23 protein-coding genes and 12 tRNA genes are annotated in these 21,532 nt (G+C 43.7%); 5 read left to right on the top strand and 30 right to left on the bottom strand.

Going from position 1 to position 21,532, the window contains the following annotated elements; all coding sequences use genetic code 11:
- Positions 1 to 69: 69 nt before the first annotated feature.
- Positions 70 to 237 (bottom strand): hypothetical protein, encoded by a 168-nt coding sequence (locus tag OCU50_RS20760; protein WP_390903982.1) that lies wholly within the window; start codon positions 235 to 237, stop codon positions 70 to 72.
- 489 nt (positions 238 to 726) lie between these two features.
- Here OCU50_RS20760 and OCU50_RS12310 point away from each other — a divergent pair, with 489 nt between their 5' ends.
- Entirely contained in the window at positions 727 to 1,122 is a 396-nt protein-coding gene (locus OCU50_RS12310; RefSeq protein WP_017056509.1) for a DUF2391 family protein, read from the top strand.
- Positions 1,123 to 1,459: 337 nt separating this feature from the next.
- Here OCU50_RS12310 and OCU50_RS12305 read toward each other — a convergent pair.
- The 16 genes from OCU50_RS12305 to mutY form a co-directional block, all read right to left on the bottom strand.
- A tRNA-Asn gene (locus OCU50_RS12305) sits at positions 1,460 to 1,535 on the bottom strand.
- Positions 1,536 to 1,564: 29 nt separating this feature from the next.
- Positions 1,565 to 1,640, bottom strand: a tRNA-Thr gene (locus OCU50_RS12300).
- A gap of 36 nt (positions 1,641 to 1,676) precedes the next feature.
- A tRNA-Asn gene (locus tag OCU50_RS12295) sits at positions 1,677 to 1,752 on the bottom strand.
- Between the two features lie 24 nt (positions 1,753 to 1,776).
- A tRNA-Thr gene (locus OCU50_RS12290) sits at positions 1,777 to 1,852 on the bottom strand.
- Positions 1,853 to 1,908: 56 nt separating this feature from the next.
- Positions 1,909 to 1,984, bottom strand: a tRNA-Phe gene (locus tag OCU50_RS12285).
- A gap of 235 nt (positions 1,985 to 2,219) precedes the next feature.
- Positions 2,220 to 3,845: a methyl-accepting chemotaxis protein gene (locus tag OCU50_RS12280; protein ID WP_060468661.1), complete on the bottom strand. Its 1,626-nt coding sequence runs from the start codon at positions 3,843 to 3,845 to the stop codon at positions 2,220 to 2,222.
- Positions 3,846 to 4,218: 373 nt separating this feature from the next.
- A tRNA-Asn gene (locus OCU50_RS12275) sits at positions 4,219 to 4,294 on the bottom strand.
- 57 nt (positions 4,295 to 4,351) lie between these two features.
- Positions 4,352 to 4,427 (bottom strand) — tRNA-Phe (locus OCU50_RS12270).
- A 7-nt stretch (positions 4,428 to 4,434) separates the two neighbouring features.
- A tRNA-Thr gene (locus tag OCU50_RS12265) sits at positions 4,435 to 4,510 on the bottom strand.
- A 71-nt stretch (positions 4,511 to 4,581) separates the two neighbouring features.
- Positions 4,582 to 4,657 (bottom strand) — tRNA-Asn (locus tag OCU50_RS12260).
- Between the two features lie 56 nt (positions 4,658 to 4,713).
- Positions 4,714 to 4,789, bottom strand: a tRNA-Phe gene (locus OCU50_RS12255).
- Between the two features lie 7 nt (positions 4,790 to 4,796).
- A tRNA-Thr gene (locus OCU50_RS12250) sits at positions 4,797 to 4,872 on the bottom strand.
- A gap of 74 nt (positions 4,873 to 4,946) precedes the next feature.
- A tRNA-Phe gene (locus OCU50_RS12245) sits at positions 4,947 to 5,022 on the bottom strand.
- A 103-nt stretch (positions 5,023 to 5,125) separates the two neighbouring features.
- Positions 5,126 to 6,259, bottom strand: a complete 1,134-nt coding sequence (gene mltC / locus OCU50_RS12240) for a membrane-bound lytic murein transglycosylase MltC (RefSeq protein WP_060468660.1) — start codon at positions 6,257 to 6,259, stop codon at positions 5,126 to 5,128.
- A 69-nt stretch (positions 6,260 to 6,328) separates the two neighbouring features.
- Complete coding sequence (locus tag OCU50_RS12235; protein WP_004735465.1) at positions 6,329 to 6,601, bottom strand: oxidative damage protection protein; 273 nt, start codon at positions 6,599 to 6,601, stop codon at positions 6,329 to 6,331.
- Between the two features lie 28 nt (positions 6,602 to 6,629).
- Positions 6,630 to 7,691, bottom strand: a complete 1,062-nt coding sequence (mutY, locus tag OCU50_RS12230) for an A/G-specific adenine glycosylase (protein WP_060468659.1) — start codon at positions 7,689 to 7,691, stop codon at positions 6,630 to 6,632.
- Positions 7,692 to 7,856: 165 nt separating this feature from the next.
- Between mutY and trmB the strand changes: the two genes are divergently transcribed.
- Complete coding sequence (gene trmB / locus OCU50_RS12225) at positions 7,857 to 8,576, top strand: tRNA (guanosine(46)-N7)-methyltransferase TrmB (protein WP_017056513.1); 720 nt, start codon at positions 7,857 to 7,859, stop codon at positions 8,574 to 8,576.
- Between the two features lie 185 nt (positions 8,577 to 8,761).
- The gene (glsB, locus tag OCU50_RS12220) at positions 8,762 to 9,682 is read left to right on the top strand and encodes a glutaminase B (protein ID WP_060468658.1); all 921 of its coding nucleotides are present in this window, start codon (positions 8,762 to 8,764) and stop codon (positions 9,680 to 9,682) included.
- 117 nt (positions 9,683 to 9,799) lie between these two features.
- Here glsB and hemW read toward each other — a convergent pair whose 3' ends face one another.
- The 7 genes from hemW to OCU50_RS12185 all read right to left on the bottom strand — a co-directional run bounded on the left by hemW (position 9,800) and on the right by OCU50_RS12185 (position 14,655).
- On the bottom strand, positions 9,800 to 10,987 hold the full coding sequence (hemW, locus tag OCU50_RS12215) for a radical SAM family heme chaperone HemW (RefSeq protein ID WP_060468657.1): 1,188 nt from the start codon (positions 10,985 to 10,987) through the stop codon (positions 9,800 to 9,802).
- A complete protein-coding gene (locus tag OCU50_RS12210) occupies positions 10,987 to 11,586 on the bottom strand; it encodes an XTP/dITP diphosphatase (protein ID WP_060468656.1) in 600 nt (199 codons plus the stop codon). The genes hemW and OCU50_RS12210 overlap by 1 nt, the downstream gene beginning before the upstream one ends.
- Before the next feature lie 47 nt (positions 11,587 to 11,633).
- Positions 11,634 to 12,065 (bottom strand): DUF4426 domain-containing protein, encoded by a 432-nt coding sequence (locus tag OCU50_RS12205; protein ID WP_060468655.1) that lies wholly within the window; start codon positions 12,063 to 12,065, stop codon positions 11,634 to 11,636.
- A gap of 28 nt (positions 12,066 to 12,093) precedes the next feature.
- Positions 12,094 to 12,384, bottom strand: coding sequence for a DUF167 family protein YggU (gene yggU, locus OCU50_RS12200; RefSeq protein ID WP_060468654.1), 291 nt, complete (start codon positions 12,382 to 12,384; stop codon positions 12,094 to 12,096).
- A 29-nt stretch (positions 12,385 to 12,413) separates the two neighbouring features.
- A complete protein-coding gene (locus OCU50_RS12195) occupies positions 12,414 to 12,971 on the bottom strand; it encodes a YggT family protein (protein ID WP_060468653.1) in 558 nt (185 codons plus the stop codon).
- Positions 12,972 to 13,047: 76 nt separating this feature from the next.
- Positions 13,048 to 13,866, bottom strand: a complete 819-nt coding sequence (gene proC / locus OCU50_RS12190; RefSeq protein WP_060468652.1) for a pyrroline-5-carboxylate reductase — start codon at positions 13,864 to 13,866, stop codon at positions 13,048 to 13,050.
- An 84-nt stretch (positions 13,867 to 13,950) separates the two neighbouring features.
- Positions 13,951 to 14,655, bottom strand: a complete 705-nt coding sequence (locus tag OCU50_RS12185; protein WP_060468651.1) for a YggS family pyridoxal phosphate-dependent enzyme — start codon at positions 14,653 to 14,655, stop codon at positions 13,951 to 13,953.
- 26 nt (positions 14,656 to 14,681) lie between these two features.
- On the opposite strand from OCU50_RS12185, the gene OCU50_RS12180 reads away from it, so the two are divergent.
- Together OCU50_RS12180 and OCU50_RS12175 are read left to right on the top strand one after the other, a co-directional pair.
- Entirely contained in the window at positions 14,682 to 15,719 is a 1,038-nt protein-coding gene (locus OCU50_RS12180; RefSeq protein WP_060468650.1) for a type IV pilus twitching motility protein PilT, read from the top strand.
- A 15-nt stretch (positions 15,720 to 15,734) separates the two neighbouring features.
- Positions 15,735 to 16,844 carry a PilT/PilU family type 4a pilus ATPase gene (locus OCU50_RS12175; RefSeq protein ID WP_060468649.1) on the top strand — a complete coding sequence of 370 codons (1,110 nt, stop codon included), beginning with the start codon at positions 15,735 to 15,737 and terminating at the stop codon, positions 16,842 to 16,844.
- A 308-nt stretch (positions 16,845 to 17,152) separates the two neighbouring features.
- On the opposite strand, the gene ruvX is transcribed toward OCU50_RS12175, so the two are convergent.
- From ruvX to OCU50_RS12145, 6 genes are all read right to left on the bottom strand, one after another.
- Positions 17,153 to 17,575, bottom strand: a complete 423-nt coding sequence (gene ruvX, locus OCU50_RS12170) for a Holliday junction resolvase RuvX (RefSeq protein WP_029626997.1) — start codon at positions 17,573 to 17,575, stop codon at positions 17,153 to 17,155.
- A gap of 72 nt (positions 17,576 to 17,647) precedes the next feature.
- Positions 17,648 to 18,211 carry a YqgE/AlgH family protein gene (locus OCU50_RS12165; protein WP_060468648.1) on the bottom strand — a complete coding sequence of 188 codons (564 nt, stop codon included), beginning with the start codon at positions 18,209 to 18,211 and terminating at the stop codon, positions 17,648 to 17,650.
- Positions 18,212 to 18,317: 106 nt separating this feature from the next.
- Positions 18,318 to 19,268 (bottom strand): glutathione synthase, encoded by a 951-nt coding sequence (gene gshB, locus OCU50_RS12160; RefSeq protein ID WP_060468647.1) that lies wholly within the window; start codon positions 19,266 to 19,268, stop codon positions 18,318 to 18,320.
- A gap of 9 nt (positions 19,269 to 19,277) precedes the next feature.
- Positions 19,278 to 20,009 carry a 16S rRNA (uracil(1498)-N(3))-methyltransferase gene (rsmE, locus tag OCU50_RS12155; RefSeq protein ID WP_017056527.1) on the bottom strand — a complete coding sequence of 244 codons (732 nt, stop codon included), beginning with the start codon at positions 20,007 to 20,009 and terminating at the stop codon, positions 19,278 to 19,280.
- Positions 20,010 to 20,154: 145 nt separating this feature from the next.
- Complete coding sequence (locus tag OCU50_RS12150) at positions 20,155 to 20,886, bottom strand: endonuclease (RefSeq protein ID WP_060468646.1); 732 nt, start codon at positions 20,884 to 20,886, stop codon at positions 20,155 to 20,157.
- A gap of 96 nt (positions 20,887 to 20,982) precedes the next feature.
- Entirely contained in the window at positions 20,983 to 21,483 is a 501-nt protein-coding gene (locus OCU50_RS12145) for a SprT family zinc-dependent metalloprotease (protein WP_060468645.1), read from the bottom strand.
- Between the last annotated feature and the right edge of the window lie 49 nt (positions 21,484 to 21,532).

The following is a 21,532-nucleotide window of genomic DNA, read 5'->3' as shown; positions in this document are numbered from 1 at the left end:
GTATTGCCTTTTGGTCAAGCAGCTGCCAGAAATCTATAATAGCTATCTAGGTAATACCAATTCCGTTAATTAGCTTATCAGTCTTAGCCAATCTCTAAAGCAGAGTGAGATGACTCTGCTTTTATCTTCACAAAACCTATTCCACGCTCTACATAATGTCTCTACGATATCGTCATAGTTTTCGAAGCACCTGTTTGCTACTTCATTTTGACGGAGCCAACTCCATACCTGTTCTATGTAATTCAGAACAGGTGAATATGGCGGGAGTTTGATGATACTAGCATTAGAAACTGTATAGCCAGTATCTTCAATTAGTCATCCTGCACCACCATTATCACACCAGCATGCCTTCCTTTTTTGTTGCATTTGATATTTGCTGGAGATAATGCCCCAAGGGACAGCGACCGCTTCTCCTATTCACGATTAGGGAAAGCAGAGCAAGAGGTAGGCATATTCGAACTGTTGCTGTTTGATTGCTCGTGTGCGTATTCCTATTTTTAACCTTAGTCTCTGCTGGTCAAATCTTTTCTCATCTTAAAAGCAAACGTCAATATGAGTATATAATTGCTTATTAGTTCAAGTTATATTTTGGTCAATGCGTTTAGTATAAAGCTACGCAAAGTTATTTTTGTTAACTGGTAAATCAGAAACTTCCCACGATCATGAGTTTATAGCTTGATGATGATTTTGGTAACTAGGGGTATTCCACAGCCTAAAGGTAGTTCTATGAAATTAAGCTTTAACTTCGAAGATGCGAGCCAAATCTTTGTTGGGTCTTTTGCTTTGGCTGTACCTATTTCTTTTTCTGAAGAGGCGTGGAAGTTAGGGGAGACCTTACCGGCTGCTAATTTACTGTTGTTGTTTTTATTGTCCGCTGTGTTTCTAGGCTTTTATACTTATGAGAGCGTCTTCCAAAAGGATGTTGTCGCTCGTATCCCTGTGTTTGTGTTCAGAATCGTTATTGCTTATGTGATGACAGCATTGGTTGTTGCTTTGGTTCTAACTTGTTTGGATAAGCTGCCTCTATTAAGCGATCCAATAGTATCGATCAAAAGGGTGATCGTTATTTCCATGCCTGCGTCTATGGGAGCGATCGTAGTAGATAGTTTTGATAAAGAGTAATTGTATGCCACTTCAATTTAAACAACCACTAGAGGCTCTCTAGAGCTTATTTGATTCACTATTAGGTCTTTCATTTCTATACTTATCATTAGGTCTGTTTAATAGAGATATTTATAGATAAAACAGGCTGAAAGTCCTTTATGGTTGACCTTTTATGTGTATGTGTCGTTACATGATCTTAAAGGGAATTAAAGAGCAAAACTGGCTCTTTTAGAAGAATATTGGAACTGCTGAACTATGAACTGCATTAGGTATTAGAAAGGTAAGGTGTGTCTATAGAGAAAGTTAGGATCTTCAGATGCAAAAAAGCCGCATCAATGATGCGGCTTTTTTTAATTGGCTCCCCTTGCAAGACTTGAACTTGCGACATACGGATTAACAGTCCGCCGTTCTACCAACTGAACTAAAGGGGAATTGATTATTTAGTCTCTAATCAAGAGAATGGTGCCGACTACCGGAATCGAACTGGTGACCTACTGATTACAAGTCAGTTGCTCTACCTACTGAGCTAAGTCGGCATTATGAACCAAAAAGCTTATGCTTGATGATTAAATTGGCTCCCCTTGCAAGACTTGAACTTGCGACATACGGATTAACAGTCCGCCGTTCTACCAACTGAACTAAAGGGGAATTGTTCTTAAAGCTTTAAAGAAATGGTGCCGACTACCGGAGTCGAACTGGTGACCTACTGATTACAAGTCAGTTGCTCTACCTACTGAGCTAAGTCGGCACATAATATTTCTTTGTGCTTTGCTGTTGCTGTCTAAGACACCAACAAATAAATTGTGGTGCCCGGAGGCGGAATCGAACCACCGACACGCGGATTTTCAATCCGCTGCTCTACCGACTGAGCTATCCGGGCAACGAGGTGTATTAAACGTGTTTTCGCGTTCTGGGTCAACACTAAATTGCAAAAAAAGTATTGTTTGATGTTTTTCTATACTTAGTGGGTTGTTTTTGTTCATTTAGGACGAAAAACCTAGATCTAGCATGCCCTAAAAGATCACGAAAGTACGGTTAACTACACTGAATGGGTGCTGAAATAAAAAAAGCACGTATGGAAACGTGCGTTTTTATTTAAGAGTTTTTCTGAGAGCTTAGTGTCTTACTTCAAATCTATTAACCCAAGCTTCTAATTCGTTAGAAAGAGAGGCGAGTGTTTGGGTGCTGTTGTGACTTTCTGTTACTACACTGCTTAATTGGTTGCCACTTTCTTCGATCATGTTGATACGCTTCGAAATATCATCGCCTACCTGGGTCTGCTCAGCGGCTGCTGTCGCTATCTCATGCCCCATTGAGGATATAGACGCTAGAGCGATAACAATCTGTTGTAGCGCTTCAGAGGCGCTTTGAGACTCTTTCACTGTGCTCTCACTGGTTGCCGCACACACTTCCATAGTTTGAATTGCATTACGGGATCCTTCTTGAAGGTTATTGATCATTAGCTGGATTTCTTTTGTGCTTGATTGCGTTCGACCTGCGAGGTTGCGAACTTCGTCAGCAACAACCGCAAACCCACGGCCTTGTTCACCGGCTCGAGCCGCTTCGATGGCTGCATTAAGTGCTAAGAGGTTAGTCTGCTCTGCAATGTCACCGATAACGTCGAGTACTTTCACAATATTGTTCACATCGCTGTCTAGGTTAGAGACAGCTTCACTTGCTGTACTTAGCTGGCCCGCTAAGCCTTGAATATTGTCCACCGTATTGTGAATTAGGCGTTGAGTATGTTGGCTCTGTTTGTCTGCCTCATCAGTATTACGTGCAGTATCGCTCGCTGAGTCTGCAACATGGCTGGCAGAAGAGGCCATCTCGGTCATTGCTGTCGCGATCATCTCCGTTGATTGCTGCTGAGTCTCTGTCAATTGAGCGATTGACCCTGCACGATCTTCTACACGTTGTAATTCCCCTCTTAATGCCAGCATAGAAGTATTTAGGTTTGATACGAGCTCAGCCAGTGATTTACTCATTTGTTGTACGGCCTGGTAAATACTGCCGTCAGTTGCCTGAGTTTCGAAAGAGGTTTGAATTCGACCTTGTGCTACGGCTTGTACTGCTTCTCGTACATCTTTAGGTTCGCCGCCAAGAAGCGCTAGCATGCGTTTAATGGATACAATTAGGCTCGATAGAATAAGACCAGCAATCACCACACAAAGGAATAGCTGCCATTGAGCGGTAGACCAAAAACGAGCGTTAACTTCATTGAACCCGATACCGGTGCCGACAACCCAACCCCAATGCGGGGTCTTCTCTGCAATAGACAGCTTTTCTTCAATCGTTCCGTCTGGAAGCTTTTGTGTCCAGGTGTACTCAATGATCTGGCCAGTGCGATTGCCAAGTACTCGTTGAATGAGTTGGCCAACACTGTTTCCATCACCGTCTTTAAAATCATTAAAGCTGGTTCCGTGTAGTTGTGGATCCAGAGGCGTCGCGATAAACGTCATGTTTTCATCAGCAACATAAACATATTCATTGTCTTTATAGATGTTGTTACGTAGTAGGCGGGTAGCAAGTTGTTTGGCCTGTTGCTCTTCTAGAGTGCCATCAATAGCCATTTTTTCGACTTCAGTAAGAATGCTGTATGCACTCTTAAATAACTCTGTCACGCGAGCTTTGTTGTCCATGTTGCTAGCGACTCTCAAGGTCCATAAACCAGTAGCAGTTAGCGCTAACAGAGCGATCAAGATGATGCCCGATAATAAGTAAGCTTGCGTTTTTAATTTCATATTTTCCTGCGTAGCAATTCAATAATAAGTATTCGGTATTTTTATCGAATCTTAATCTAACTTGTTTAGGGCAGATATCAGAAAGGTATCAAAATATGATGAAGATTAAATTTACGAAGAAAAAAAAGTAACAGGCTGGTATGTTGTTTGTTTTTATGTGACGGTAAATGGATAAAAACGTTTAATTTCAGAGGTGGTTTAGAGCGTTTAAATGAATGAGGTGATGGGTATGGTCGAGGTAGGAAAGGAAGCCCTTTTAACTTATAGGATTAGGGGTTATTAAGGTTTGGTGTGAGTGGGCGTTAATATCGAATAGAGTTAGCTTTGCTCAAACGAAAAAAAGCCAAGTCTTTCGACTTGGCTTTTTTGAATGTGGCTCCCCTTGCAAGACTTGAACTTGCGACATACGGATTAACAGTCCGCCGTTCTACCAACTGAACTAAAGGGGAATTACTTGTCTCAACATCAGGTCTATTAAAGACCATTATTTGTTAAGTACTAAATAATGGTGCCTCGAGGCGGAATCGAACCACCGACACGCGGATTTTCAATCCGCTGCTCTACCGACTGAGCTATCGAGGCAAAAGAATGGTGCCGACTACCGGAGTCGAACTGGTGACCTACTGATTACAAGTCAGTTGCTCTACCTACTGAGCTAAGTCGGCACACTAAATTCTTTGCTTAAAGAGTTAAACTCTTCAATTAAAACCTCATATAAAATGAAGTCCTTTAAAAATGGCTCCCCTTGCAAGACTTGAACTTGCGACATACGGATTAACAGTCCGCCGTTCTACCAACTGAACTAAAGGGGAATTACTTGTCTCAACATCAGGTCTATAAAGACCATTATTTGCTAAGTACCAAATAATGGTGCCTCGAGGCGGAATCGAACCACCGACACGCGGATTTTCAATCCGCTGCTCTACCGACTGAGCTATCGAGGCAAAAGAATGGTGCCGACTACCGGAGTCGAACTGGTGACCTACTGATTACAAGTCAGTTGCTCTACCTACTGAGCTAAGTCGGCACACTAAATTCTTTATGCTTTTGTTCGTGTTGCTACTCCCTGTTAAAGAGTAATGACACCAACAAATCAAATTGTGGTGCCCGGAGGCGGAATCGAACCACCGACACGAGGATTTTCAATCCTCTGCTCTACCGACTGAGCTATCCGGGCAACGGAGCGCTATTAAACGGATTTTCTGCATAACCGTCAACACCTTTTTTGAAAATAATTAAAAAAAACGTTCGTTAGTTGTTTTTTTATTCAAAAGTGAGGCTTACGTTTTACCTTGGTTAAAATCTATCTTGAATTTTGTTACTTTTTCTAAGTATCGACGCGACTCTTTGTTTGGGTGTTTCTTTGTCAGTGCCCAGTACGCTTGACTAGGTTGCAGCGAGTTTAGGTCGCGCATCGCCCGCTTTCTGTCCTTACTGAAGGTATTGAGTACCCCACCAGTGCCACCATTGTATGCTGAAATCATACTGTACTCGAGCGTTGTCGGGTGTGTTATATCTTTTAAATAACGATTTTTGAGTATGTAAAAGTACGCGGTGCCAGCATCAATATTGTTTTCTGGATTGAATAAATACTCAGGAGTGGGTTCTCCAGGTTTGTTCTTTACTAGTTTAAACACGTCTCGACCTGCAGTTTTTGGTACGACTTGCATAAGACCATAAGCATTCGCCCAGCTCACAGCATATGGGTTAAAACTACTTTCTGTTTTGATGATCGCGTAAATCAAGTCTTCAGGAATGTCATAACGTTGAGACGCTCGTCTAACGATATCGGCGTACTGATAGCGACGTTTACTAGCGTGATCGGCCACCATTGGGATTTCAACGTAGTAAGCTTTTTTGAAATCGACTTCCTTGGTTTTTAGGTTATTGGCGATCAGGTAGTCAGCAAATTGGTTAGCGCGCCATGTCCATTGAATGGGCTTTTTCTCTTGATCTACGACCTGATTGTAGAGGAAAGGTTTCCCTTCTAACTTGATGCTTTTGGAAGAAAATAGGTCGACATGGGCCGGGTCATCCGGCGTCAGAAGTGTCGTGATTATTGCGTTTTTGAGGTGTTTTTTAGGTTCGGTAGAGGAGACGGTTTCTACTGTGATTAGGCCTTGGCTAAAGTTTACTTCTGAACGGCTTAAGTAATTATCAATGTATTTCACATAGTTACTTTTGCCTGCCATCTTTATTTCACTGCTGCCCCAACGTTTTTGGATGTTGCCTGAAAAGCTATGAATCAAAGCATCCAGTGCATCAGTGTCTTTTTCAAATTGACCGGGTAGCTCCGCTAAATTACTTACAAATCGGTTGGTTGGTTCGTAGTTAACATCATAAATGTTTTCGACAAATTCACGACTGCACCCAGTTAATAACATGGCTATTAGGAAGTAACTTAGCTTTTTCATAGTTCCTCATACAAAAATGACATCGCAGCGTTAACCATGATGTCATTAAAATTTGCTTAAATAAATGTCTTATTCGCTTGGTGGAGTGTAGCCATCAATAACGACATCTTTACCTTCGAAAAGGAAGTTAACCATCTCAGTTTCAAGAAGTTTACGATGTTCAGGATCCATCATGTTTAGCTTCTTCTCATTGATAAGCATGGTTTGCTTGCTTTGCCATTGTCCCCAAGCTTCTTTAGAAATGTTGTCAAAGATACGCTTACCTAAGTCACCTGGGTAAAGTTGAAAATCTAGGCCTTCAGCATCTTTTTGAAGGCGAGCACAAAATACAGTGCGGCTCATAGTGGTTCCTCTTATCGCGTTCGCGGATTCAAACGTCGTCGTTCAGTTCAAAGGGTAGGCTCTCAATAAGCTGCTTCACAGGAGCGGCTAGGCCAATTTCTTCCGGTTTTGATAAGTTATACCAGAGACCTTTAGTCCCTTCCATTATCAAATCTGGTTGTTTATCTAATTTCACTAGTACAGGTGTGATATCTAAGTGGTAGTGGCTGAAAGTATGTCGAAACGCAATCATGGTTTGGATCGAATCTTTAGCATTGTTTTTGATCGAACGAAGATCTAATTGATGTTCGATCTCAGCGTTTTCATTTTGAGGGAAACAGAATAAGCCTCCCCAGATACCAGACTGAGGACGCTGTTCAAGCCATACTTGATTATCGTGGTACAGAATCACAAACCATGTTTCTTTTACTGGTTTTTCTTTCTTAGGTTTTTTGCCCGGGAAGTCGAGTTGCCTATCAAGCTTCTTGGCTTCGCACATGCTTTCAATCGGGCACAGAGTACATTTAGGTTTGCTACGAGTACACACCATCGCACCCATGTCCATCATCGCTTGATTGTACTTATCGACATCTTTCTTCGGAGTATGAGCTTCTGCGTGTTCCCAAAGTTGGTTTTCAACCTTCTTTTGCCCAGGCCAACCTTCTACTGCGAAGCTTCTCGCTAAGGTGCGCTTGACGTTACCATCAAGGATCGCATGAGGGAGTTTATGAACCGAAGACAGAACTGCAGCGGCAGTAGATCGTCCAATACCCGGTAGTGCGTTCATTTCTTCAATAGAAAGCGGAAATTCACCACTATATTGCTCGGCAACAATCTTGGCAGCCTTGTGCAAATTACGAGCTCTTGCGTAGTAACCAAGCCCCGTCCATAAGTGGAGTACCTCATCTTGTTCGGCGTTTGCTAGGTCAATAACCGTTGGAAAGCGTTCCAAAAAGCGTTGGTAATATGGAATCACTGTTGTTACCTGAGTCTGCTGAAGCATGATTTCAGATAACCAAACGGTGTAGGCGGTTTTATTCTGTTGCCAAGGTAGTTCTTTACGCCCGTAAGCGTCATACCACTTTAATATGGCGGTTGCGAAAGGAGTCACGACATGCTCTATGCTTTGCTATTATTAGAAGCGAAATTGCACCACACTTAACGTTGGATGTAAAACAGACAAATTGTGTGGGAATTTATCCACGGAAAGACTTGCACCGAAGGCAATTCTTTGGATAATCCCCGCTTTGATTAATCAATGTGCAGGCAAAAATCAATGAGTGAAGTGACCACTAACGAATATACTGAAGATGGCAAACTGGTTCGTAAGATCCGTAGTTTTGTTCGCCGCGAAGGCCGCTTAACCAAAGGCCAAGAAAGCGCGATGAATGAATGTTGGCCAACAATGGGTATCGACTACACCCCAGAGCTTCTTAACTGGAAAGAAGTATTTGGCAACGATAACCCAGTTGTACTAGAGATTGGTTTCGGTATGGGTGCATCACTGGTTGAAATGGCAAAGAACGCACCAGAGAAAAACTTCTTAGGTATTGAAGTTCACAGCCCTGGTGTTGGTGCTTGTTTGGGGACTGCGCGTGATGCGGGTGTAACTAACCTGCGCGTAATGTGTCACGATGCCGTAGAAGTATTTGAACACATGATTCCAGATAGCAGCCTGCATACACTGCAACTGTTCTTCCCTGACCCATGGCACAAAGCTCGTCACCACAAGCGTCGTATTGTTAAGGCTGAGTTTGCAGAAATGGTTCGCGGCAAGCTTCAACTTGAGACTGGTATTTTTCACATGGCAACAGACTGGGAGAACTACGCAGAACACATGATTGAGGTGATGAACGTAGCTCCTGGTTTCGAAAATATCGCTGAAGATGGTGATTATATTGCTCGCCCTGATGAGCGTCCGCTAACGAAGTTTGAAGCTCGTGGCCACCGTTTAGGTCATGGCGTTTGGGATATTAAGTACAAACGTACTAAGTAATTCTGAAACAAATAAGTGAAGGTAAATCTGCTTTAGGTTAAACCTTACACTTTATGGGATTGATTAAAGCCAACATTATTGTAATGTTGGCTTTTTTGTCCTTAGGCTTTTATTGCGATAGAGGTTTAAGGACAAAAAAGTAAAGTCATCCCCCTACAAAAATAACAATATAGAAGTAAGCACACATGAAACCAACTCAAGCTATTTTAGCCGAGATTTTAGACGAGGTTCGTCCTTTAATTGGGCAGGGAAAGGTCGCTGATTACATCCCCGCACTGGCTCGCGTATCGAACCAGAAGTTGGCGATCGCGGTATACACCAATGAAGGAGAGGTGATTCAAGCGGGTGATGCAGAAGAAGCTTTTTCTGTGCAATCTATCTCTAAAGCGTTGAGCTTGACGTTAGCGATGGTGCTTTATAAACCCGAAGAAATTTGGCAGCGAGTGGGCAAGGAGCCTTCTGGCCAAGCGTTTAACTCGATGATTCAACTTGAGATGGAGCAAGGCATTCCTCGTAACCCGTTTATCAATGCGGGGGCAATTGTAGTGGCAGACTTATTGCACAGCCGTCTATCAGCACCAAGACACCGTTTATTAGAATTTGTACGTCAGCTATCGGGTGATACTCATATTGTGTATGACAAGGTAGTTGCGGCTTCAGAAATGATGCACAGCGATCGTAATGCGGCTATCGCTTACTTGATGCGTTCATTTGGTAACTTTGAAAATGATGTTATCCCTGTTCTGAATAACTACTTTCATGCCTGTGCGCTTAAAATGACGTGTGTGGATTTGGCGAAAACCTTTAGCTATTTGGCGAACAAAGGTGTGTCGGTTCAAACTAAGAAAAAGATCATCACGCCGGTTCAAACTAAGCAGTTGAATGCTTTGCTTGCGACATGTGGTTTGTACGATGGGGCGGGGGAGTTTGCGTATCGTGTTGGTATGCCAGGAAAATCGGGTGTGGGTGGCGGTATTATTGCCATCGTTCCGGGTGAGATGACAATTGCTGTATGGTCTCCAGAGCTTGATCCTTCTGGTAACTCGCTTGCTGGTACTAAGGCGCTAGAGCTGCTTTCAGAGCGAATTGGTCGTTCTATTTTTTAGAAGAAAGATGCGAGCACGGACTTCGTCCTATAGAGCGCTTCGCTTCGAGAAAGGTTCTTACAATAAAAAGGGTTGACCCTAAAGCCAACCCTTATGCAATACTTCTCGAATTTCGCTCTATTCGTCTTCTTCTGCCATAAAGGCTTCTAGCAAATCATTCAGGAACAGTTTTCCTTTTTCAGTGATCTGCCAGTGAGTGTCGGTTTCATTCAAGTAACCAAGCTCTTTTGCCCACTCTATTGTTGGCTGAATCGAGTCAAAATCAAGCCCAGTCGTATTAATGAAATCTTGTTTTGGACACGCTTCTATTAGCCTGAAGCGGTTCATAAAGAATTCAAAAGGGCGGTCTTCATTCGGCACTTCAAACTCATCAGATAGATAAGGTTTCACCATGTTCTGGTAAGCCACTAAATAGCCTCTAGGGTGCTTAACCTTTGTGGTGCGAACAATGCGTCCATCAGCAAAACTTAGTTTGCCATGAGAGCCACAGCCAATACCTAAGTAGTCACCAAAGCGCCAATAGTTGAGGTTGTGCTGGCATTGGTATCCTGGCTTGCTGTAGCCTGAAATTTCATACTGTACATAACCTGCATCTGAGAGCTTTTTATGGCCTAAGTCGAAGATATCCCAAAGGTCATCGTCGTCAGGCAGCTTTGGCGTTTTGTAATAGAACATGGTGTTAGGTTCTATGGTGAGTTGATACCAAGATAAGTGTGGAGGATTAAGCTCGATCGCTTTATCTAGATCCGCCAATGCTTGCTCTATGCTTTGATCCGGTAAGCCGTGCATGAGATCTAAGTTGAAACTATTCAATCCGATCTTGTGTGCTAAGTGAGCTGCGTTGACCGCTTCACCTTGACCATGAATACGCCCAAGCCTTTCCAGCTTCTCTTGCTCAAAGCTTTGTACGCCTACCGAGATTCGAGTAATGCCTGCCTTTTGGTAACCTGCAAAACGCTCAGCTTCAATAGTGCCAGGGTTGGCTTCCATGGTGATTTCGATTTCTGGCTTGAACTGAATGCGCTGTTCAATGCCTTGCAGCAATCGACCGATTCCCTCTGGAGAGAATAGACTCGGTGTGCCGCCACCAATAAAGATCGAATGCAATGGGCGAGGTGTGCCATTGAGTTGGTACTTTTCGATATCAGTATCGAGATCCTCAAGTAGCGCATCGATGTACTCTTTTTCAGGAATCTCGGTTTTCAGAGCGTGTGAGTTGAAATCACAATACGGACACTTTTGTACACACCATGGGATGTGGACATAGAGGCTAAGTGCTGGTGGTATTAGCGCTGTATTATGCATTACAGAGCTTGCTCCTTGAGTGATTTGAATAGTGACGTCAGGGCTTTACCACGGTGTGATAGTTGCTTTTTACGTGTTGATTCAAGTTCAGCAGATGCGCAGTTATCTTCAGGTACAAAGAATACCGGATCGTAGCCAAAGCCATTCTCACCGTGTTCTTCAGTCAGAATACGACCTTCCCATTTACCGTGGCATACCAATGGTGTCGGATCGTTTTCGTGACGCATTAGTACCAACACACAGTGGAAACGAGCGGTGCGCTTTTCAGTTTCCACACCTCGCATTGCCTCAAGCAGTTTTTCGATGTTTTGCTTATCGGTTGCTCCTTCACCTGAGTAACGCGCAGAGTAGATACCCGGTGCACCATTAAGGTGATCAACCTCTAAGCCAGAATCGTCTGCAATGGCTGGTAGCCCAGTTTCTTGCGCAGCATGGCGAGCCTTGATGATGGCATTTTCAATGAAAGTTGTTCCCGTTTCAGCGACTTCTGAAACATTGAATTCACTTTGTGCGATAACGTCAAAACCAAATTCAGACAGAATATCTGCCATCTCGCGAACTTTGCCGTGGTTGCCTGTTGCTAAAACAATCTTACTCATGGGATGTGGCTCTAATAAGTTAGTGAACAGAAAAGTGAAGGTTGAACCTACTCTTCTATATGGAATTTTTGTGTGAAGCGCAGTGGACCTGTGCCTTTCAACCCTGCGTTAACATCGATATTAAAGGTGATGTTTTCTTCGTGTGTTATAGGGAACTCAGCCAGGTAATAAATCGCATCACCTTCCTTTATTTCGCGGAAGTTCAGTGTGCGAGTGTTACCTACTAGGTTCTTCGCTGTTCCCGTGATTTTAGCCGTTGTCGCAGGTTTACCTAGGGAAGCTTTGTCTAATACGCTGATGTTCAGAATCGCTGAGTAGCCATTTCGTTTCAGCTTATATTGCTTAGCGACCTTCGCCGTTATAAATGTCGAGTTAAAAGCCGAGTAGTGAACCTCGACATCCTTAATATTCTTAAACTGTCCTGCCGAGCTTGGGAGGGCAACAAGAGCGGTGAGTAGGGTTGTTATCCATAAACGCATAATGACTCCAATAAATAGCAAAAAGCCATCATAGGATGGCTTTGACTTCAGTTGGGATTTGGCTTGGTGAGCATATTCGAACTTGCTTGTGCCGACCGAGCTCTCCCTTTTCTATCGTAATTTGCCCTTTAGCGACCTTAAATTGTTTCGCAAGGTATTTCGCTAAGTGGGCATTGGCTTTGCCATCAACCGGTGGTGCTGTAATGGCAATTTTCAGTTCCTCACCGTGCAAGCCGACAATTTTATCTCGGCTTGCTTTGGGTTGGATATAGAGCCGAAGAAGAATATCGTCTTCTTCGGACCAAACCGCTTTTGGCATCGTCAAAGTACCTAGTGTCCGTACTTAAATTATAGCTGATACCAAATAGGGCCAATCATGTCACCCATTAGGAAGTTTGCAAATTGCAGAACAATGAACAGAACCAGCACGCTTAAGTCAAAGCCACCCATGTCAGGTAAGATGCGACGAATAGGTATTAACATTGGCTCAGTCAGTTGATGGAACACGTACTCAATTGGGCTGCGGCCTTGGCTAACCCAGCTTAGGATTGCACGGATCAATAGTACCCAGAATAATAAGCCACCAGCGGCTTTGAGTAGAGATAGTGCGCCAAAGATAAGGAAGCTAATATCAAATACAGCCGCGCCGCCAGAGATAATCAGATTTAGAGCAACGAACTTAAGTACACACAGCACATAAGCGAAAACAACCGTCGCAAGATCAAGGCTGCCGATTGATGGAATAACTCGGCGCAGTGGAGCAACAACCGGTTGCGTCGCTTTTACGATGAATTGTGAGAATGGATTGTAGAAATCTGCACGTGATGCTTGTAGCCAGATACGCAAGATCACAACCATGATGTAAAGATCAAAAACGGTCGAGATCAGAAAGCTCATCGAGTTCATATTGTTTCCTTTTTCGGATTTACTTGCCGCTTAGGTATAACCCGAGCGACACAATGCTTTTGTACAGTAATGAGTATTAAAACAGTTTTTCCATCTCTTCAGCTCGAGCTACCGCCGCTTGCATCGCTTTGGCTACGATATCTGATAGTTGGTGTTCGTTAAATGTGCGCAGTGCTTCTGCGGTGGTCCCGCCTTTTGAAGTAACCTGTTCGCGCAATGTTGATAACTCAATATCTGGATTCACTACCACCATCTCTGCCGCGCCCAATGCTGACTGTTGCACTAGCTTTCGAGCGGTTTCTTGGTCGAAACCTTGGTTGATTGCCTCTGCTTGCATCGCTTCCATAAACAAAAAGAAGTAAGCAGGAGCACTGCCCGCCGCCGCAATAATGTTGTTGATGCCTGACTCTTGCTCAACCCAACTCACTTCACCTACGGCTTGCATTAGCTGAGAAGCGAAGTCTTTATCGCCTTGGCTGACCTTTGAATTAGCATAAAGGCCGCTCATCCCCTTACCAAGTAGTGATGGCGTGTTTGGCATCACACGCACAAGGTTCAGTTTGCAGTTTAACATCTCATTGAGCCGATTCGCATTAATACCCGCGGCAATTGAGATAACCAGTTTGTTGCTAAAATCGATACTTTGTAAGGGTTTACATACATCGGCCATCATTTGTGGCTTCACTGATAACACAACAACATCTGCTTGCTCTGCTGCGGCAATGTTGTCGCTGGTGGTATTGATTCCGTATTTTTGCTCTAACGGTAATCTTCTGGTGTCTGAAGGCGCTGTCGCAGTAATTTTTTGTGCTGGGTAACCACTCGCCACTAAGCCCGCTACAATTGAGCGAACCATGTTTCCTGCCCCAATAAAGGCGATGTTCTTATGTTCCATATATACAATCCTGAGCGTGTCGCTGCGCGGTTCAAGCGAAGCTGTATCAATATTTATCGTCGATTTCTAGTGACTAATTATTTGTTATTTCGCGTAATCACGCGCACCAAAGATAGCTGTACCAATACGAACCATGGTGCTACCTGCCTCAACCGCTGCATCCATATCGCCACTCATGCCCATAGAAAGGGTATCAACGTCAGGATACTTCACGGCTAGCTTTTGTTGAAGCTCGGCCAGTTGAGAGAATGCATTAAGCTGTGATTGATAGTCAGATACGTTTGCTGGAATCGACATCAATCCTCTTAAAGTGAGGTTAGGGAGCGACGAAATCAACTCTGCGAGTGAAAAAACTGTCTGTTCTGAAGTGCCAGCTTTCGATTCTTCGCCGCTGGTATTCACTTGAATAAGCACCTGCAGAGGTGGGAGGGCGCTTGGTCGCTGATCATTAAGCCTTTGGGCTATTTTATCGCGATCCACAGAATGCACCCATTGGAAGCTTTCTGCGATTGGGCGTGTTTTATTGGACTGAATTGGGCCAATAAAATGCCACTCCAAATTTAAGTTAGAATGATGTTCTGAAAAGTGTTTTACTTTATCAACACCTTCTTGGACATAGTTTTCACCAAAGGCAATTTGGCCTCCAAGTGCGGCTTCTAGAACCGCATCAATAGGTTTAGTTTTGCTGACGGCTAAAAGTTGCACGGACTCTGGATCTCGTCCGCACTTTTGTTCAGCACTACGAATCTGTGAGGTGATTTGTTTGATATTTTGTTGAATACTACTCATAGCTGACTTTACTTAAGGGAAAATAAATGGATATCACCGAGTTACTAGATTTTAGTGTAAAGCATAACGCATCAGATCTACATCTTTCTGCGGGTGTATCTCCAATGGTACGTATAGATGGTGAAGTAAGAAAGCTTGGAGTGCCCGCTTTGAGTCATGCTGATGTGCATCGTTTAGTTTTTGAGATCATGAACGATTCACAGCGCGGTGAGTTTGAAGAGAAACTCGAAGTCGACTTCTCTTTTGAATTGCCCAATGTTGGTCGTTTCCGTGTGAATGCTTTTAACCAAGCTCGTGGTTGCTCAGCTGTGTTTCGATCTATCCCTGTAGAGATCCCAACTTTAGGTCAGTTAGGCGCGCCTGAAATCTTTGAAAAGATTGCTAACTACGAGAAAGGGTTAGTGCTGGTCACTGGCCCTACTGGTTCTGGTAAATCGACGACGCTTGCGGCGATGGTTGATTATGTTAACCGTAACCATAACAAGCACATCCTGACCATTGAAGACCCGATTGAATTCGTTCATACCAACAATAAATGCCTCGTTAACCAGCGAGAAGTTCATCGTGATACCCACAGCTTTAAAGCGGCGCTACGCAGTGCATTGCGCGAAGACCCTGACGTTATCCTTGTGGGTGAACTTCGTGACCAAGAGACAATCAGCTTAGCGCTAACGGCCGCAGAAACAGGCCATCTAGTTTTTGGTACGCTGCACACCAGTTCTGCTGCTAAAACCATAGATCGTATTATTGATGTGTTCCCCGGCAGCGACAAATCTATGGTTCGTTCAATGCTATCCGAATCACTACGCTCGGTGATTGCTCAAAAATTGTTAAAGCGTGTAGGCGGTGGTCGTGTGGCTTGTCATGAAATTATGATGGCGACACCTGCAATTAGAAACTTGATTCGTGAAGATAAAGTTGCACAGATGTACTCGATTATTCAAACTGGCGCAGCACATGGTATGCAAACCATGGAGCAGAATGCGAAGCAGCTTATGGCCCAAGGTTTAGTTGATTCAGAAGAAGTCGAGAAGAAGATTGAAATCGAAACCTCACGGTTTTAAGTCAGGATGAATCATATGGAGTTGAATCAAATTCTTGAAGGCATGCTTTCACAGAAAGCGTCGGATCTTTACATCACCGTGGACGCACCAGTTCTGTTTCGTGTTGATGGTGAACTGCGACCTCAGGGAGAAAAGCTGAATACGGCTCAGGTCTCTCAATTGCTTGATGCGATGATGGAGCAAGACCGACGCGATGAATACCAACAAACACGCGAGGCTAATTTTGCGATTGTGCGTGATAGTGGCCGTTTTCGTGTGAGTGCTTTCTTCCAACGAGAGCTTCCTGGTGCGGTAATTAGACGCATCGAGACTAACATTCCAACCTTTGAACAATTAAAACTCCCTGATGTGCTACAAGACCTTTCAATAGCGAAACGCGGACTTGTGCTAGTGGTTGGAGCGACGGGGTCTGGTAAATCAACTTCAATGGCTACGATGACAGGGTACCGGAATGCTAACCGGTCTGGTCATATTTTGACGATTGAAGATCCGATTGAATTCGTACATGAGCATAGAAAGTGCATTGTTACTCAGCGTGAGGTCGGACTCGACACCGAGAGTTATGAAGTCGCGCTTAAGAACTCCCTGCGCCAAGCTCCCGACATGATCTTGATTGGTGAGATCCGTAGCCGTGAAACCATGGAGTACGCGATGACTTTTGCTGAGACTGGTCACCTATGTATGGCAACTCTGCATGCTAATAATGCTAATCAAGCACTAGAACGTATTCTGCATTTGGTTCCCAAAGAGCAAAAAGAGCAATTCTTGTTTGATCTGTCGATGAACTTACGTGGTGTGGTGGCACAGCAATTAATTCGAGACAAGAATGCCAATGGTCGTCATGGGGTGTTCGAGGTTCTTTTGAACAGCCCTCGAGTGTCGGACCTGATTCGTCGTGGTGAGTTGCATGAACTCAAATCGACAATGGCTAAATCGAAAGAGATTGGGATGCAGACCTTTGACCAAGCTTTGTATGATTTAGTCGTTGCGGGCAAAATCAGCGAAGAAGATGCGTTTCATAGTGCCGACTCTGCTAATGATCTGCGCTTAATGTTGAAAACCAAGCGAGGTGATGGTGACAATGGCATGGGAGCTCTCAGCAGTGTGAAAATCGATATGGGTTAATTAGTGCCGCTGATTTTTATAGGAGAGGGTAAATAGATTCCCCACAACAAGCTGTGGGGGAAGGTTTAACCTTTATGAGGAGCTGAAATTATCATTCGCGTCACCACGCTCTTTTCTCATTTAATTTTTAGTTGGATAACCGTCGCCAGCTTCCATTGAGTTACATACTATTATCGTTAGAACTGAGCAGGCTATTAGAACAGTTTTATATGAGCCATCACTAACCTAATAATAAATCGCATTAATATTACGTCGCTATATGATTACAGGTTAGAATTGAGTGTAATTATTGCTCGCTTAATGCTGAGTTAAAAATATTGTGCTTCAAACCAGCTCTCTAGAATAACAACTGCAGATTGGTTATCCACATTTCCTTTGCTTAATGCTTTATACCCGCCCATATCAAAAAGCTCGGATCGGGCTTCTGCTGTAGATAGCCTTTCATCATGAAGTTCGACATCAATACCAAAGCGCCCTTTGAGGCGATTAGCAAACTTCTTTGCTCTTGGAGTAATGGTTGCTAGATCTTTGCCGTGTAAATCCGTTGGCAAACCGACGATAATCAGGTTAGGTTGCCATTCTTTGATTTGCTTCTCGATATCATCCCAATTCGGAATACCATCTTTAGCCTTGAAGGCTGTTAAGGGACTTGCGGTACCAGTAATCTCTTGGCCGATTGCACTACCGATACTTTTTGTACCGTAATCAAATGCCATAATTGTCCGTGACATAAAAGTTCCAGAATTAAATAGTTGGGTTGGGTTGGGTTGGGTTGGGTTTGTATTGATTGTTATGAGTTGGTTTTAGGCGTGTCCTGAATCAGCCGATAATTGCGCAACATTAATGCCTAGCATCTGAACGGCAACTTTCCAACGATCTGCAATGGGGGTGTCGAAGATAACTTTAGGGTCGGCTTCAACGGTTAACCAAGAGTTTTCGGTGAGTTCTATTTCTAGCTGCCCTGGTTCCCAACCTGCGTAGCCTAATGCGACCAAGTAATGCACTGGCTCGTCTCCAGTTCCGAGCACGGTAAGGATATCTTTAGAGGTCGTGACAGAGATTTGATCGGTCATGTTGATGCTAGATTGATAGTTGCCTTTTGGCTTATGTAAAATGAAACCTCTATCTTCAGCTACCGGTCCTCCGTTTAACACTGGCTTATCTAAGCTAGCTTGATTGGATTTTGGGTTTATGGAGTCGATCTCGACTTGATCCAGCATTTTTCCAACCGTTATATCAATAGGGGCATTGATCATTAACCCCATTGCACCTTCATTGTTGTGTTCACAAAGGTAAATTACAGAGTTTTGAAAGTAAGGATCTTTCATTCCTGGCATAGCAACCAGAAAGTGATTGGTTAAATTCATAAAGCCTCCTGCCTTTGAGAAAAGAGCGGCTTGTGCCGCTCATTACATTGGTTTAGCTAAGAACGATTCAGCTTAGATTATTTAAACTAAGCCAATCGATTGGAAGCTATTTTGCTTTAACGCGACGTTCGATTGCGTCCATCAGTTTACCGGTTACTGAAATATCAAAAGCCGCTTCGATTTCACGAATGCAAGTCGGGCTGGTTACGTTTATTTCAGTCAGTTTGTCACCGATTACATCAAGGCCAACAAAGATTAAGCCTTTTTCTTTCAGTGTTGGAGCCACTGTTTTTGCAATTTCCCAGTCAGTATCACTCAGTGGTCTAGCCACACCAGTACCACCGGCCGCTAGGTTACCTCGCGTTTCCCCTTCCGCTGGAATACGAGCTAAGCAGTAAGGCATAGGCTCACCATCAACCACAAGAATACGTTTATCACCATTACTTATGTCTGGAACAAAAGTCTGTGCCATTGCGTAATTTTGACCGTGGTTGGTCAATGTTTCAATGATTACTGATACGTTTGGATCACCTTTCTTCACTCGGAAGATAGACGCGCCACCCATGCCATCCAACGGCTTAAGAATCACATCACCATGCTTCTCGCGAAACTCTTTAATCTTCTCAGCTTTACGAGTCACGATTGTCGTCGGTGTTAGTTCAGGGAACCAAGCAGTGAACAACTTCTCATTACAGTCACGTAAGCTTTGTGGCTTGTTTACGATCAGTGCTCCGTTCTCTTCAGCACGCTCAAGAATGTAAGTCGCGTAGATGTACTCAGTATCAAACGGAGGATCTTTACGCATCAGTACGGCGTCTAATTCAGATAGCGCGATAGTCTGCTCTGACTTGAACTCATACCAACCGTTTGGATCTTCTTTTAGTTCTACAACCTTTGTGTCAGCAATGGCTACGCCCTGATCTAAGTGTAGATCATCCATTTCCATGTAATGGATTTCGTAACCACGACGCTGAGCTTCAAGCATCATGGCAAAGCTAGAGTCTTTTTTGATGTTAATGGATGAAATAGGATCCATTACGATGCCAAGTTTGATCATTTTTTTCTCCTAGCCTAGATCGCCAAAACGGACTTGTAAGGCAGTAATTGCGGTTAGAGCTGCTGTCTCGGTACGAAGTACACGTGGGCCGAGTAGCGTCTCTTCAAATTTGTATTGTTCTGTCATGCCGATTTCTTCAGCTGACAATCCACCTTCAGGGCCTATTAATAGGCGCACCTTGCTGACGGGTTCTGGAAGGGTGTTAATTGAGTATTTTGCGCGAGGATGTAGGTTCAACTTTAACGCTTCACTGGTTTCGCTACACCACGCTTCAAGTTGCATGATAGGGCGAATGACAGGAACCGTATTACGGCCACTCTGTTCACATGCCGCGATAGCAATCTTTTGCCATTGTGCGAGTTTTTTCTCAAAGCGTTTGGTATCAAGTTTCACGCCACAGCGCTCTGAAATCAGCGGAGTAATGGTATTCACACCGAGCTCTACCGATTTCTGAATCGTGAACTCCATTTTATCACCGCGTGAAATCACTTGGCCTAAATGTAAGTCTAATGGAGATTCACTGCTACGCTCGATTCGCTCAGTAACATGAACCGTGACGTTCTTTTTTGATACTTCAATAATTGTCGCAGGGAACTCAGCGCCACTGCCGTCAAATAGAAGTACTTCTTGGCCTTCTTTCATGCGAAGAACACGACCAACATGACCCGCGGCATCTTCGCCTAAAGCGAGTGAGCCTAACTGATGAATGCGTTCAGGGTGATGGATACGAGGGACTCTCATGCTGGTAAACCTATAAATATGATTATTTGGGTATTTTTATCTATGCCTAACATGGATGCTTTTAGTTGAAAAAACAAGGGTAGAGCAAGAGTTTCAGGGGCAATGCTGAAACTCTTGCTTGGTAGAGATGGCTATGCGAGTGGTGTTATTTGCAAGCTGGGTAAACAAATGGATTGTGATTACCTTGGACGGCGTAGATTCGTTTATCACGAGTACATTCCCACTGATCGACAGGAAACTGTTTGTTCCACGCCATCATCAGATTGGTTTGTTGCTTTGAGAGCCTAAAACCGTACTCTTGGCTCATGTATAGGTAAGTTCTTGCGATTGAGCCTTTTGCTCTGTCAGGCGGCATAACTTTACGCTGTTTGAAGTTGACCTGCATTTCACACTGACCATAGCTCACGCCATCTATTCCATTCCACTGACTGAAATTGTAATTGGATCGATCACCATTAACCTCGCCAATCGTGGGCGTTAGGTTATGAAGGTCAGCCTCCATGGATTTAAATATTTTATCATTTCGCGTACAGTTTTTGCGTCCGCCGTCTTGCCAGCACTGACGCTGGTGGCCAAATTGCCAAGCGGGAACCACGTGTTCCCACTCAATACGACTTGCTCGCTTCTGCTGTTTTCGGACTTGGTAGCCACAACCATTAAGGTCTGGAATACCTTTCTTTTTGTCTTTCCAAGTAATATCACAACCACAATAAAACGAAGTCGGATGATCGAGATAAATCTTCACGGCTTCTTTTTTGGCTTTGTAGAATGAGCTTGGTGGGGCAGCGAAAACGCTTTGGGTTACCAGTAGGCCAAATACTATTGATAAGTAAAAAGACACAGGTAGGCCAAATGCTTTTAAGGTGAGTTTTTGCATAGAGAAAGACTGATAAAAGTATGATAAATATCAGTCTATCACTCAAATGTTAGATCTCTCTATTAGATTTATCCGAACGAGTGAATCAATCGGTTATTAGCTTAGTTGAGTGCCTGTAAAAACTAAGGTTTGTTGGCACAGTTGGCATCGGTAGGTCGATTGATTTCGAAGGACTTTGTTATGTCGTCTAATTGATAGTGGGTAAACGGTGCAGTCGCAGCGGTATTCAAAGGTCTTGCCTTGCACAGAGGTAATCTCAAAACTGTGGGTTGTTTTGGCTGGTACGTTGAATACCTTTTCCATCACGTATTTCCACTCGTTACCATGAGGTCTAACGCGTCCGAAGACCTGATGCGTGATCAAGTGTGCGAGTTCATGAGGAACAACCTCGTTGATAAAGGCGTCTTCGTTTTCGCTGAATAGCACGTGGTTGAGCTTAATTTCATTTAACTGAAGGTAGGCCTTTCCTGCCGATTTACCTCTTAATTTGTAAGTGATAGTTGGGTATGGAAACTCACGAGAGAAATGTTGATTAGCAATAGCGAGACACTCCGCCAGTTTCTTATTTGCGCGATGTTGTTGTGGGGTGTAAGACAAACGTTGTTAACTCCAAATAAAAGACCTCAGCGTTAAGCTAAGGCCTCAT

Origin of the sequence: Vibrio toranzoniae (assembly GCF_024347655.1) — a bacterium.
In the GTDB taxonomy this organism is placed as follows: Bacteria; Pseudomonadota; Gammaproteobacteria; order Enterobacterales; family Vibrionaceae; genus Vibrio; species Vibrio toranzoniae.
Note: the sequence above shows the minus strand (reverse complement) of the source record. Positions and strands in the feature narration are given on the sequence as shown.

Coding starts and splice junctions, on each gene's coding strand:
- OCU50_RS12150 (WP_060468646.1), bottom strand. CDS start 20,886: ATGCAAAAACTCACCTTAAAAGCATTTGGCCTACCTGTGTCTTTTTAC.
- OCU50_RS12175 (WP_060468649.1), top strand. CDS start 15,735: ATGGAGTTGAATCAAATTCTTGAAGGCATGCTTTCACAGAAAGCGTCG.
- OCU50_RS12310 (WP_017056509.1), top strand. CDS start 727: ATGAAATTAAGCTTTAACTTCGAAGATGCGAGCCAAATCTTTGTTGGG.
- ruvX (WP_029626997.1), bottom strand. CDS start 17,575: ATGTCACGGACAATTATGGCATTTGATTACGGTACAAAAAGTATCGGT.
- OCU50_RS12185 (WP_060468651.1), bottom strand. CDS start 14,655: ATGAGTAGTATTCAACAAAATATCAAACAAATCACCTCACAGATTCGT.
- OCU50_RS12180 (WP_060468650.1), top strand. CDS start 14,682: ATGGATATCACCGAGTTACTAGATTTTAGTGTAAAGCATAACGCATCA.
- hemW (WP_060468657.1), bottom strand. CDS start 10,987: ATGCATAATACAGCGCTAATACCACCAGCACTTAGCCTCTATGTCCAC.
- glsB (WP_060468658.1), top strand. CDS start 8,762: ATGAAACCAACTCAAGCTATTTTAGCCGAGATTTTAGACGAGGTTCGT.
- OCU50_RS12280 (WP_060468661.1), bottom strand. CDS start 3,845: ATGAAATTAAAAACGCAAGCTTACTTATTATCGGGCATCATCTTGATC.
- proC (WP_060468652.1), bottom strand. CDS start 13,866: ATGGAACATAAGAACATCGCCTTTATTGGGGCAGGAAACATGGTTCGC.
- OCU50_RS12210 (WP_060468656.1), bottom strand. CDS start 11,586: ATGAGTAAGATTGTTTTAGCAACAGGCAACCACGGCAAAGTTCGCGAG.
- gshB (WP_060468647.1), bottom strand. CDS start 19,268: ATGATCAAACTTGGCATCGTAATGGATCCTATTTCATCCATTAACATC.
- OCU50_RS12165 (WP_060468648.1), bottom strand. CDS start 18,211: ATGAATTTAACCAATCACTTTCTGGTTGCTATGCCAGGAATGAAAGAT.
- trmB (WP_017056513.1), top strand. CDS start 7,857: ATGAGTGAAGTGACCACTAACGAATATACTGAAGATGGCAAACTGGTT.
- OCU50_RS12235 (WP_004735465.1), bottom strand. CDS start 6,601: ATGAGCCGCACTGTATTTTGTGCTCGCCTTCAAAAAGATGCTGAAGGC.
- mltC (WP_060468660.1), bottom strand. CDS start 6,259: ATGAAAAAGCTAAGTTACTTCCTAATAGCCATGTTATTAACTGGGTGC.
- OCU50_RS12205 (WP_060468655.1), bottom strand. CDS start 12,065: ATGCGTTTATGGATAACAACCCTACTCACCGCTCTTGTTGCCCTCCCA.
- rsmE (WP_017056527.1), bottom strand. CDS start 20,009: ATGAGAGTCCCTCGTATCCATCACCCTGAACGCATTCATCAGTTAGGC.
- OCU50_RS12195 (WP_060468653.1), bottom strand. CDS start 12,971: ATGAACTCGATGAGCTTTCTGATCTCGACCGTTTTTGATCTTTACATC.
- yggU (WP_060468654.1), bottom strand. CDS start 12,384: ATGCCAAAAGCGGTTTGGTCCGAAGAAGACGATATTCTTCTTCGGCTC.